Annotated in this window: 11 protein-coding genes and 1 pseudogene; 7 read left to right on the top strand and 5 right to left on the bottom strand. The window is 61.9% G+C overall.

What is annotated here, in order from left to right; all coding sequences use genetic code 11:
- Positions 1–97 precede the first annotated feature (97 nt).
- The 4 genes from HPQ64_RS08370 to HPQ64_RS08355 all read right to left on the bottom strand — a co-directional run bounded on the left by HPQ64_RS08370 (position 98) and on the right by HPQ64_RS08355 (position 4039).
- Positions 98–568 carry a DUF992 domain-containing protein gene (locus HPQ64_RS08370; protein ID WP_172887894.1) on the bottom strand — a complete coding sequence of 157 codons (471 nt, stop codon included), beginning with the start codon at positions 566–568 and terminating at the stop codon, positions 98–100.
- Between the two features lie 140 nt (positions 569–708).
- Entirely contained in the window at positions 709–1908 is a 1200-nt protein-coding gene (locus HPQ64_RS08365) for a pyridoxal phosphate-dependent aminotransferase (protein WP_172887893.1), read from the bottom strand.
- A 118-nt stretch (positions 1909–2026) separates the two neighbouring features.
- Positions 2027–2599: an RBBP9/YdeN family alpha/beta hydrolase gene (locus HPQ64_RS08360; RefSeq protein ID WP_172887892.1), complete on the bottom strand. Its 573-nt coding sequence runs from the start codon at positions 2597–2599 to the stop codon at positions 2027–2029.
- 321 nt (positions 2600–2920) lie between these two features.
- Positions 2921–4039 carry a PAS domain-containing protein gene (locus HPQ64_RS08355; protein ID WP_172887891.1) on the bottom strand — a complete coding sequence of 373 codons (1119 nt, stop codon included), beginning with the start codon at positions 4037–4039 and terminating at the stop codon, positions 2921–2923.
- Between the two features lie 611 nt (positions 4040–4650).
- Between HPQ64_RS08355 and HPQ64_RS08350 the strand changes: the two genes are divergently transcribed.
- The 5 genes from HPQ64_RS08350 to HPQ64_RS08335 all read left to right on the top strand — a co-directional run bounded on the left by HPQ64_RS08350 (position 4651) and on the right by HPQ64_RS08335 (position 7634).
- A complete protein-coding gene (locus HPQ64_RS08350) occupies positions 4651–4914 on the top strand; it encodes a hypothetical protein (RefSeq protein ID WP_172887890.1) in 264 nt (87 codons plus the stop codon).
- A 17-nt stretch (positions 4915–4931) separates the two neighbouring features.
- Complete coding sequence (locus HPQ64_RS08345; RefSeq protein WP_172887889.1) at positions 4932–5309, top strand: hypothetical protein; 378 nt, start codon at positions 4932–4934, stop codon at positions 5307–5309.
- A 213-nt stretch (positions 5310–5522) separates the two neighbouring features.
- Entirely contained in the window at positions 5523–5933 is a 411-nt protein-coding gene (locus HPQ64_RS08340) for a DUF3775 domain-containing protein (RefSeq protein ID WP_172887888.1), read from the top strand.
- Positions 5934–6175: 242 nt separating this feature from the next.
- Positions 6176–6304 (top strand): hypothetical protein, encoded by a 129-nt coding sequence (locus tag HPQ64_RS20600; RefSeq protein WP_281358258.1) that lies wholly within the window; start codon positions 6176–6178, stop codon positions 6302–6304.
- A gap of 343 nt (positions 6305–6647) precedes the next feature.
- On the top strand, positions 6648–7634 hold the full coding sequence (locus HPQ64_RS08335; protein ID WP_172887887.1) for a heparan-alpha-glucosaminide N-acetyltransferase: 987 nt from the start codon (positions 6648–6650) through the stop codon (positions 7632–7634).
- Here HPQ64_RS08335 and HPQ64_RS08330 read toward each other — a convergent pair.
- The gene (locus tag HPQ64_RS08330; protein ID WP_172887886.1) at positions 7624–8559 is read right to left on the bottom strand and encodes a choline/ethanolamine kinase family protein; all 936 of its coding nucleotides are present in this window, start codon (positions 8557–8559) and stop codon (positions 7624–7626) included. The two genes, HPQ64_RS08335 and HPQ64_RS08330, sit on opposite strands and share 11 nt — an antisense overlap.
- Before the next feature lie 135 nt (positions 8560–8694).
- Here HPQ64_RS08330 and HPQ64_RS08325 point away from each other — a divergent pair, with 135 nt between their 5' ends.
- Complete coding sequence (locus tag HPQ64_RS08325) at positions 8695–9237, top strand: hypothetical protein (RefSeq protein ID WP_172887885.1); 543 nt, start codon at positions 8695–8697, stop codon at positions 9235–9237.
- A 163-nt stretch (positions 9238–9400) separates the two neighbouring features.
- A pseudogene (uvrB, locus tag HPQ64_RS08320) lies at positions 9401–11909 on the top strand (excinuclease ABC subunit UvrB); the annotation flags it as partial.
- Between the last annotated feature and the right edge of the window lie 302 nt (positions 11910–12211).

The raw sequence follows: 12211 nt of genomic DNA, 5'->3' as shown, positions 1-12211 counted from the left end.
TTCGCGAACCGCCTTTCGATCACTTTGGCGGCCGCGAACACAGAGGGGCTGCTTCTTTTATTACGTGAAGCTATTACGTGAAGCGATCCGTCAGACGCTATCTCCCGGCTTTCAAAGACAGAGAGGCGACGCCGGCCTGGATGTTGAGACCTTGCGTGCCCGCCACGCTTAGCGGATTGAGTGCGATCGACTTGTCGAAACCGCCGATCAGGGCATTGGCTTCAATGCCGGCCCCAACCGCCGCACCGGCGGAAACACCGGCGTAGTTTCCTTCAAGCGCGCCGGGGTCAAGGTTGGCCGATGGAGCCAGAACCGCCCAGATGAATTCCGCCGCTTTGACTTCGCCAATATCGATCCCGAACTTGTTGATGGTTCCCGTGTAGGGCTCCTCAGGACGGCTGCCCACAGGCTTGAAGGTGCAAATAAGGCCCTTCGTCGATCCGAAGATGAAAGATCCGCCACTACTGACGTTGCATCTTAAAACACCAGCTTCCACGCCCGGTCCGCTTTGGGCAAGCACCATAACCGGTGCGCAGGAAAACAGAACCACCAACAGGAATCGCAGCATGGCTTTTCTCCACCTATTCAGCATAAAAGCGCTTGGTCCAGACACCTCTAAATAGAGTAAAAGCACAAAAAGGCGATTTCCAAAATAAAAGGGCGGCACGAGGCCGCCCTTCGAAATTTCTCGCTTGCCGAAAGGGCTAATTATTTCAGGTTTCCGCAGAACCTTTGAATGCGTGTGCAGGCTTCTTCCAGAGCTTCCGTGGATGTGGCGTAGGAAACGCGGAAGTTCGGCCCGAGCCCGAAGGCCGACCCCTGCACCACGGCCACGCCTTCGGCTTCCAGCAGTTCGGTCACGAAATCCTCGTCCGATCCGATCACCTTGCCGGAAGGCGCGGTTTTGCCGATCGTGCCCGCGCAGGACGGGAAGACGTAGAACGCGCCTTCGGGAACCGGGCATTCGAGCCCTTTCGCCTGGTTCAACATGGAAACGACGAGATCGCGCCGGCCCTTGAAAATCTCGTTGTTCTTCGGGATGAAGGCTTGCGTGCCGTTCAACGCCTCGACCGCCGCGTATTGAGCGATCGAACAGGGGTTTGACGTCGACTGCGACTGCACCTTCGCCATCGCCTTGATAAGCTCCGCCGGGCCGCCGGCATAGCCGATACGCCAGCCGGTCATCGCGTAGGCCTTGGAAACGCCATTGACGGTCAGCGTGCGATCATAGAGCGCGGGCTCGACCTGCGCCGGGGTCGTGAATTCGAAATCGTCGTAGACGAGATGCTCGTACATGTCGTCCGTCATCACCCAGACATGAGGATGGCGGATGAGCACATCGCAGAGCGCCTTGAGTTCGTCGCGCGTATAGGCCGCGCCGGACGGGTTCGACGGCGAGTTGAAAATGATCCACTTGGACTTCGGCGTAATCGCAGCCTCAAGCGCTTCGGGCGAGATCTTGAAGGTTTCCGGATCGGCGTTGACGACGACCGGCGTGCCGCCGGCGAGAAGCACCATGTCCGGATAGCTGACCCAATAAGGTGTCGGGATTATCACCTCGTCGCCCGGATTAACGGTGGCGACAAGCGCGTTATAGAGCACCTGCTTGCCGCCGGTTCCCACCGTGATCTGGTTCGTCTCGTAGTCAAGGCCGTTCTCGCGCTTGAATTTGGCGGCGATTGCAGCCTTCAGTTCCGGAATGCCATCGACGGCGGTGTATTTCGTCTTGCCCTCGTTTATCGCCGTAATCGCCGCCTGCTTGATGTTTTCCGGCGTATCGAAATCCGGCTCGCCCGCGCCGAGACCTATGACGTCGCGGCCGGCGGCTTTCAGCTCGCGCGCCTTGTTCGTGACCGCAATGGTCGCTGATGGTTTCACACGTGCCAGCGCGTCGGCGATAAAGCCCATTTTGCCCTCCTTGAGGCCAGTCCAATGAAGTGAGGCGGGCGGACCGTAATCCCAGTCGGATAGGCACGCAAGGGGGCAGGCCGAGTTCCGCCGATACAGGCGACGGTTTGGGCCGGCTCTATCCCGAAAGCACGGGCCGGATCGTTTCCCAAAGCAGGCTGAACGATGTGTACCCGGAATCCGTGTTGAAGTGTCCTGCGTTCGGTACGGAGATCAAGTCGGTCCTGAGTTTTTCGGCGGCGAGAGTGCCGTTCCCGATTGCCACGTAGGGATCGTCCTCACCATAAAAAACGAAGAAATTATCGCAGTTTGCCGAAATCGTGTCCCAGTCGAAAATATAGCCGCTAGAGGCCTCGGCCCGCTCGACATCGTTTACCGGTTTCACGCCGAGAGGCGATGCCACGATTGCGGCCACCTTGACCTTGTGAGCAAGTTTTTCGAGCACCCGAAGGGCGAACAAGCCCCCCAGGCTATGGCCAATGAATACGGTGTTTTCATCGATCTGGTCGGCATATTCCGACAACACATCGTGCCACTCGTCCACCTTTGTCGGCACCTCGTTCGGCGGCGACGGAAACTGCGGCGCGATTACGGCGTGACCTTCGGCGGACAAGGTCCTGTTGAGCCAACCGAGCCAATGAATATCCGGATGCCCTTCCGTCCCATGAAAAAGAAAAACCGTACTGCCCATGCAAGTGTCTCCGTTCAGGGTCTGTCATATTCATGAAGGCTTCGAACGGCCCGCACCGTCCGCCCGGCGACGTGCCATCCGTATCGCGAACGCGATTTGGCGGACTGCTACGTTGAGACGCAAATCGTTTGTCAACGCTAGCAATGCGCAAGGCGCCGTCGCACGTTTTCGCGTATTTGCCCCGGCAAAACTTCGTTTTTCGCGCTTACCGGGCAAGACGTCCATTGAATGCCTTGTGGGGCGAACGCCTGAGGGCGAAGGGTGAATTCGGCTTGTCCGGCGGGCTCGCCTCGACGAGGGATTCCACCGGAAACCGGCTTCTCAGTGCTTGCTTTCGATGACGAGGTAAATGCTCTCGTCCTGATGCATCAGCGTGGCCTTGAGCCGCTTGGAACGCGTGATACCGTCGAAACCGCTGATCGTCGCCTGCACGGGCGTCTGGCTGCCTTGCTGGGCGTGGTCGATCAGGCTTTTGAACGTCTTCGGGTGAAGAAGCGTTTCGGTGATCGGCGCGGATTCCATCATCTGCTGCGACATTGCGAATGCGCGGCGAGCAGCTTCGTTCGCCGCCACCATCATGCGCGTCTTTACATCGACGACGAGGATATTGGTCACCAGAAGGTCCATAACCCGCTGGAAATCGACACCGCCGGCAAGTTGGCGTTCGGCAGTGAAAACCGCTCCGCCCAGACCCGCCGAAACACGGAACGGCACCAGTGAAAAGCTCAGCGACACCGCGTCTCCGCTCGAAAGCAGAAACCGGCGCGCGGCATGCTCCGGCGCCCTGCGGGCAAGCCCGGTCAGGATCAGCGAGGGCAGCGTCTTGCCGAGACGGTTAGGAATATGGGCGATGTTGCGGCCGATGCAAAATTGCTTGTCGGCGATCTGGAACATGCGGAAGAAGTGGTCGTTCGCGTAGCGCACGTAGCCGAAACTGTCGACCACCAGAACCGACTTCGAACTGCCTTCGACGAGATGCCGAATGAGCGGAGCGACGCCGCGCACGGCAGCACCACCCGTTTCCACCACGCCGTCGCCGTCGGCTGCCGCGATGACCATCGCTCCGCCGCCCGACGTCTCATAGCGACGCGCGGAAAGCGACAGGCCGTGGCCTATGTCGTCCCCGCCGAGGTCGATCGGGCCGGCCGTGCCCTTTTGCATGGCTCGCTGGATAAGCGAAAGCACCTGCTTCTGGTCGCCCTGGGAAAGCCGGCGCAAGGCGCTTGCAAGCGGCGCTTCCTTGAGGCCCGCCTCGCCCTCGAAGTCGAGCCCCTCCGGCTCCATCCAGATAACCTGCTTCGCAACGGCGTCCACCACGAAGAAAGTGAGCCCCGCAAGGCTGATTGCAGGTGCATCGTCCGCCCGCGCGGGCGCGGCATCGGCGGGCCCGGCCTGCTCTTCTTTCATTTCGGGTTCGGCTGCGCGTTCCAAAGCTTCCATGGGTCTACCGCATACTCGCAAGGCGCCGGGATATTCGGTCCGAAAGTAACTCGGGCCGGCAGCGGAAGTCGCTCCGTTCCCGATTTTTCAAGACGCTTCCCGATCCTTCTCCAGTTCGGGCGATTTTGTGCCAAGAGTGCCTGCAAGCGATGAAAAAGCGGTAAAGAGGTTCGATTGCATTTTCGTCCGTTCCGCGCGTCGGCTGCAGATATCGTTGCGTTAGCTCGCCACAAACTCTCCACGAAATCACACCGCCCCCGCCCGATTGCGGGCATCGAACCGTCCTTTTCGGCAGCGAATGTGCGCCGCATGGAGCCAATGCCGGTTAGGGCACACGCTCATAAATAAGGCTGGAATGGCACAACAAACGGCAAAGAGATGCAAGGAGAAGCGCGCAGAGCGGGTTTGCCAACCGGTCAAGCGCTTCGACAAAGCAGGTCGAAGCCGTTTTCGCGTCCTTTCAGGATATGTCGGATTTGCCCGGCAACGTCGTTGCAACCCTTTGAAAATCGGATGGTTTCCCGCAGGTTTGCGCCTCGTATCCGAACAAATCCGCTCATACCATTTCAACCCTATTTATGCGTCCGTGACCTGGTTGGGGAGTAACGGTGATGGTCGACAAAACTGAAAAAACCGCATTGCAGAAATTTCGCGCCATTTTGCGCTATTCCGCATTCGCCATTGCAGCCGCGTTGCCGCCGGCATTGCTGGCGTCGAGCGCCCGGGCCGGGCCGCTCAGCCTCGGCGAAGACTGGGCCATCGGCATTATCAGCATCGCCTTTTCGGCAATGTTGACGTTGAGCGCCGTATTGGCCCGCCATCTGACGAAAAGCCTCCGTGCCGCTGCCCGCCGCAGCCAGGATCGCTTTCGCTAAGACAGCATCACCAGGTCATGAATTCGCAGATACAACGAAACGACTTTCACGTCGGCGCCGACAGCCCGCGCACGGGCCGTCACCTTTCCATTGCCATCGCGCTTGGCCTTGGTCTTGCGCTGGCTATCGCGCTGTTCGGCCAATCGCTGTCCGGCGCCAGCGGCGGGGCCGAATCCGGTTCTTCGCCGACGGAAACCGGGACCCCGGTTGGCGCTGCCGTTTCCGATCTTCCGGAGACGGCAGCGCCCCCTATAGCGCCAAAATCCGAAGCCCGCCCGATAGCAGTCCGCAAGTTCCAGCGCCGCCACCCGGTCATCCGCGAAGCCGCACGGCAGCAGGAAAAAGGCTCCGCCGACACCCCGCTCGACCATCAGCGCATGACTTTCCTGCAATAGCGCTGCCCCCGGACACTGCGCGCCTGGCGGATCGTTTCCCCGGAAAATGATTCCGGGAACGATCCTGCACGTCCCCTCCTTGCGTTCGATCAAGGCCTTGTTTCTTCTTTGGGCTATGCACGGTTCGGCAAGGCGCCAACGCCGGAACATGCCGACGATTGCGCAAATTTCATCGATACGAGATGATTGTCATCTCGAATGAGGAGTGTGGCCATGGCGGTCGACCTGTCCATTTCGCCGGAAACGGTGCGCATGCTGATCAACAAGGCGCGTGGCGCCTATTCGGGCGTGGACGAAAGCCTGGAGGACGGACACGACGGCGAGATCGAATTCGACAGCGATTCGTTGAGCGACACCCACGCCCATGACGGGCTTGCGGAGGAGGAAAGCGAAGACCTCTCCGAAGAGGAACTGCGCGAACTGATCGAGGATCTCAACGTCGACGAGGCGGCCGAACTCGTCGCCATCTGCTGGGTCGGGCGCGGCGACTACGATTCAGGCGACTTCGAACAGGCCATTGAGGACGCCCGCGAACGCGCAGTGGGGCCGACCGCGAAATACCTTTTGGGAATGCCGCTGCTGGCGGACTACCTGGAGGCGGGCCTGGATACGCTCGATCTCTGAACCCGGCGAATCAGCCGACCCCGACCTTAAAGCCGGCGCCGTTGCGGCACATCGTCGCGATGGCTGGTTTTCATCGGCCGTAGCGTGTCCTTTACGCAACAAGCCTCAAAAAATTCACGAATATCCGATCTCGATCGCTCAAAACTTCGGGATAACGCGTGAGTGTGTCGTGAGCGTTATTTACGAATTGGTAACCATAATTCCTAATCGTTCGGCTTCCACAAGTCTTCCAGGAGACCGTCATGAGCCTTGCGGATCGGACCGAACAGGACATGTTCACCGTCGTCAAGCCTTCACCCTGGCCGCTCGCCTTCAAGGCGACGTTCCTTGCCTCGGTCGTCGTGTTCATCCTCTTCATCGGCTTTCCGTAACGATTCCGGCTTCATCCCCGTTCCATAGGTCCTCTAGGACGCTCGGCCGGTTTATCTTTTGCTGAACGCCTCCGGGTAATCGGGCATATCAATGTTCGAATCCCGCGGCCCGCCGGAACGGTGCTTTTCCTCTTTTCAAAATCCGTCTTCGCCGCCGTTTTACGCGCGCTTCTCCCGGGCGACCGGTTATCTGTCCCCGGCGTGAACGGCTGTGGTTTAATTCTCCTGTCGACCGTCGCCGTCCAGATCATGCCGCTTTTCGGTTGGAGTGTCCGGAAGAAGCCAATTACCCTTTAAATAACTGCCGTGGCACGGACCGCAGCCCCACGGCAAATGTGAGGCCATGGACCAGACCACATACGCCAGCGTGCGAAATTCAACCGCCGGAAAGAAAAGCCGGATCGACGCTGTCGATATCGCGCGCGGGCTCGCCCTGCTGGCCATGGCCATCTACCACCTGTCGTGGGACCTGTTCTGGTTCCGCCTGGTCGACTGGGACGTAGCGCGCGGCGCGGGATGGCGGACTTTCGCGGTCGCGATCGCGGCAAGCTTTATTTTTCTGGTGGGCGTCAGCCTGGTGCTCGCGCACGCCAGATCCTTCCGCTGGAAGGCGATTTTCATCCGCTTCGGCAAGATCGCGCTTGCCGCCGGCGCCGTGACGATCGGCACCTGGTATGCGCTTGGCGACCAGTTCGTGCGCTTCGGCATCCTGCATTGCATCGCGCTTTCGAGCCTGCTCGCGCTGCCGTTTTTGAGGTTCCCGATTTTCGGTGCCGTCGCGGCGACGGCATTCGTGTTTTCGATGCCGTTCTGGGCGCGGGCCGAGGTCTTCAACGACCCGGCGCTGCTCTGGACCGGGCTTGCCACCGCCCCGCCGCCGGCGGTCGATTATGTTCCGATGGTCCCCTGGTTCGGGTTCGTGCTGACCGGCATTGCGCTTGCCAGGATCGGCAAGTCCTTCGGGTTATTCGACTTTCTCGCAAGATGGCAGGCGCGCAATGTGGTTTGGCGAGGGTTCGCCTTCGCAGGGCGGCACTCACTTGCCGTCTATCTGCTGCACCAGCCCCTGCTGTACGGCCTCGTCTGGTCCATGATCGCGCTGGGACTGACAAATTCCCCGGCGGAGATCGACTTTACCGACAATTGCCGGATGTCCTGCTCGGTTTCGCATGACGATGCTGATTGCAAGAAAATTTGCCGCTGCACCCTCAATACGATGAAGAACGAAGGAACATGGGTCGGGCTGCTGGCGAACCCGCAGGACGACCGGCTGACGACGCGGATGCGCGACACTTACGCCATGTGCGAGGCGCGCGAATTCAGCCGCTGAGCGCCGCCAGTGCCCGATTTGCGCGATCAAGGCGTTTTTCCGCGTAAGTATGGAAATCCGTTGCGGAATTTCCGGCGTGAAATTGCTCGAGCGCCCAGAGGCCCGACAGGCAGTCACAGACCGGCTTCATTCGGGCGACCCTTTGACCCATCCCCGCGCCGCCGCCGTAACCTTCGAGCAGATGAACCAGCGAATTTTCGCAAAGCTCCGCCTCCAGCGCGAAATAGGCGAGATCCCAGGCGGGATCGGCCATCGCCGAATATTCCCAGTCCACCAGGAGAATTCCGGAAGGGTCGGAAAAGGTTCCGAAAGGGGTATCTTTAATTCCCTCATGGCTTTCAGGGCGCCTTTCGAGGACGTTGCCGGGCACCGGATCGCAGTGGCAGGGCGCCAACTCCTTCCCATACGTTACATCACCACCCCGAAGTGCCACCACGTCGGCGACCAGACCGCGCCAGGCGGAATCGAGACCGGGCAGGCGCGCAGCCGCATCCGAGATCAGGGCGAAGGGATCGAGCCGCCCCTCGAACACAGCGCCCGAGCGATGCAACCGGGCGAAGGCGGCGCCGACGCGCGCCAACATATCATGGCCCGCCGCGACGGGGACAAGCTCCCGCGCACCCGCCACCAGCCGCGTGACCATGACGCCGCTTTCGGGATCGGCATGGAGGATCTGCGGCCCGATGCCGACGCGTTCAGCTTCCCTTGCGTTATGCAATTCGCGCCGCCGGTCGATGAGCCCGGCCGTTTCCGGCCTCGGCAGGCGCACGACAACACCCGCGCCTTCGGGGAGATCGACCCGGAAAACGCGGTTGGTAAGGCCCGAGAGCGGCGAGACGTCATCCGCCCCGACACGATCCGCCAGCCCGGCGGCGGAAAGCGCGCGGGAAATCTCGCCAAGCGGAAAGACACCGGAAGAATTCATGCCTTTTCCTTTCCGCCAAATTTCCCGGCGTCGCAAAGAAATCGCATTCGCGTTTCACACTAACGTCAATTGCAAGAACGGATACGCGCCCGCAAACAGGTTATGCCCCGCATGCGTTTCACGGAACAGCCGGCCATGCAACATTTCCGCCTCTCCGCCCTCAAGCTTTCCCTCGCCCTTGCCGTAAGCCTGACGACATTCGCCAGCGCCGCCTCCGCAAGCGATTGGGAAACGGTGAGCGACACCGCCTTTACGCGGGTTCTGGAGACGAACTCGACGATGGTGGCGCTGGCCGTGCAATGCGCCGACGAGATGAAGCTGGAAATCTATGCCGCAAACGACGGGCCGATCTTCCACGCCGACACGGGCGAGACCAGCGAATTCCAGTATCTGCCCGGCAAGGTGCTGGCCGTGATCGACGGCGAGGCCTTTCCGCTGGCCGCTGCCGGGGCGGAAGCGACGACGGTGCTTTTCTCCGAAGGCCGGGAAGCGCAGAACTACCTTGCGCCGATCTCGCCGCCGCTGGCCGCCGCCCTGCGCAGTGGCAACAGCCTGGAACTGCGGTTCGACCTTTTGCCGGAGGCGGCACCGGACGGAAGCCCTTTCGAGACCTACGGACGGTTTTCGCTGAACGGCGCGGCGGAGGCGATGGACACCACCGGCCCCTACTGCCGCTAGAAAAGAAACACAACCGCCCCTGCCGCCACCGTTGTGTCAGCAGGGACGGTGGATTGCGGGACGAATGGCGAACGCGGGGTTTCCATACGATATGGAATTATCCATATTTGCGGCCATGGCCAAGCGACCCTCCCCAGCGACGAATCCCGAGAGCGAAGACACCCTGCCGCAGGCGCGCGAAACCCGCGCGGGCGACGGCCTGGGCGAAGCGCCGCTGGGCGAGCTTTCCGGCGCGCCGCTGTCCGGCTCCATTTCCGACTGGGCGAAGGAGATTTCCGACGCGACGGACGCCGCGCCCAAGCCGGCGAAAAAGGCGAAGCCCAAAACCGCCGAAAAGCCGAAGAAGCAGAAAGCCCCTGCCCGCTCCGCGCGCGGCACCTCCATGGGCGACAGCTCCAGCCCGCGCGAGCGCGCGGCGGGCGGACTGAACCCGATCGCCGGGCTCGATGTCTCGCTGGAAGAAGCCGAGGAGCTTCTGGCCAAACACACCAAGGCCAACAAGAAGAAAAAGAAGGAGCGGCCCGAACTTTCCGACGGCACCACCGGCCACACTGAAACGGTGAAGGCGCTTTCGGACCTCATCGAGCACGGCAACCCGCTGCACCGCGACGGCACGCCGTGGACGCCGCACCGCCCGCCGCGGCCCGAGAAATCCGAAGGCGGGGTGCGCCTCGTGCTCGCCTCCGAATACGAGCCGAAGGGCGACCAGCCGACGGCCATCGCCGACCTCGTGCAGGGGCTGAAGGACCAGGACAAGACGCAGGTGCTGCTGGGCGTCACCGGCTCCGGCAAGACCTACACCATGGCGCAGGTGATCGAGCGCACGCAGCGCCCCGCCCTGATCCTGGCGCCCAACAAGACGCTGGCCGCCCAGCTCTACGGCGAGTTCAAGAACTTCTTCCCCGATAACGCGGTGGAATATTTCGTTTCCTACTACGACTATTACCAGCCGGAAGCCTACGTCCCGCGCACGGACACCTATATCGAGAAGGAAAGCTCGATCAACGAGCAGATCGACCGCATGCGCCACTCCGCCACGCGCGCGCTGCTGGAGCGCGACGATGTGGTGATCGTCGCTTCCGTCTCCTGCATCTACGGTATCGGCTCGGTGGAGACCTATACCGCCATGACCTTCGCGCTGGAGGTGGGCGAGCGCATCGACCAGCGCCAGTTGCTCGCCGACCTCGTCGCGCTGCAGTACAAGCGCAACGACGCCGCCTTCCAGCGCGGATCTTTCCGCGTGCGCGGCGACACGGTGGAAATCTTCCCCGCGCACTATGAGGACCGGGCCTGGCGTGTGTCCCTCTTCGGCGACGAGGTGGAAGCGATCACCGAGTTCGACCCGCTGACGGGCAGAAAATCCGGCGAGATGAAGTCGGTCAAGATCTACGCCAATTCGCACTATGTGACGCCGAAGCCGACGCTGAACCAGGCGATCAAATCCATCAAGGCCGAACTCAAGCAGCGGCTGGAGGAACTGCACAACCACGGCCGCCTGCTGGAGGCGCAGCGGCTGGAGCAGCGCACGATCTTCGACATTGAAATGCTGGAGGCGACCGGCTCCTGCGCCGGCATCGAGAACTATTCGCGCTATCTCACGGGCCGCGCGCCGGGCGAACCGCCGCCCACGCTGTTTGAATACCTGCCGGACAACGCTATCGTCTTCGTCGATGAAAGCCATGTCACCATTCCGCAGATCGGCGGCATGTACCGGGGCGACTTCCGCCGCAAGGCCACACTTGCCGAATACGGCTTCCGCCTTCCCTCCTGCATGGATAACCGCCCGCTGCGCTTCGAGGAGTGGGACGCCATGCGCCCGCAGACCGTCGCCGTGTCCGCCACACCCGGCGGCTGGGAGATGGAAGAGGCCGGCGGCGTCTTCGCGGAACAGGTGATCCGCCCGACAGGCCTTGTCGACCCGGAGATCGACGTGCGGCCCGCCTCCACCCAGGTGGACGACCTCTTGGGCGAGGTGCGCGAGGTGGCGCAGAAGGGCTACCGCACGCTGGTCACGACCCTGACCAAGCGCATGGCCGAGGACCTGACGGAATATCTGCACGAAAACGGCGTGCGCGTGCGCTACATGCACTCCGACATCGACACGCTGGAGCGCATCGAGATCATCCGCGATCTTCGCCTCGGCGCGTTCGACGTGCTGGTGGGCATCAACCTCTTGCGCGAGGGGCTGGACATTCCCGAATGCGGGCTTGTCGCCATTCTGGATGCCGACAAGGAGGGTTTCCTGCGCTCCGAAACCTCGCTGATCCAGACCATCGGCCGCGCGGCGCGAAACGTCGACGGGCGCGTGATCCTTTATGCCGACCATCGCACCGGATCGATGGAACGCGCGATTGCCGAGACGAACCGCCGCCGCGAAAAGCAGGTCGCCTATAACGTGGAACACGGCATCACGCCGGAAAGCGTGCGCCGCTCCATCGGCGACATCATGGAAAGCGTCTACGAGCAGGACCACGTCACGGTCGACAAGGGAATGGCCGAGGCGGCGGAGGGCATGATCGGCCACAACCTTCAGGCGCATATCGAGGACCTGGAGAAGAAGATGCGCGAGGCGGCGGCCGACCTCGACTTCGAGACGGCGGCGCGGCTGCGCGACGAGGTCAAGCGCCTGCGCGAGACGGAACTGGCGATCTCCGACGATCCGCTGGCAAGGCAATCTCAGATCGAGGACAAGACCGGCGGCTACAAAGGCGAGCGGAAATTCGGCGCCGGCGGCACGCTGGAAGGGGCTTCAGGCAAGCGGAAGGCGAAGGGCGGCGGGGCTGTGCCCGGCAAGGGACGTTCATCGCGCGATAGCGCGCAAGCCCAAGCGGGCGTCGCGCCTGATGGCGCGCCCTCGCGGAGGCCAGGGCGCGAGCCCGATGCGGCCGTGAGCGGCAAGGTAAGAAAGAATACGCTGGACGAGATGACTGTCGGACGGACGGAAGTGCCCCTGCCTCGCGCAAGGCCCGGTGTC

This window comes from Hongsoonwoonella zoysiae, from assembly GCF_013266695.1.
Taxonomy (GTDB): domain Bacteria; phylum Pseudomonadota; class Alphaproteobacteria; order Rhizobiales; family Stappiaceae; genus Hongsoonwoonella; species Hongsoonwoonella zoysiae.
The sequence above is the reverse complement of the archived record's forward strand: the minus strand, read 5'-3'. Positions and strand labels throughout refer to the sequence as shown.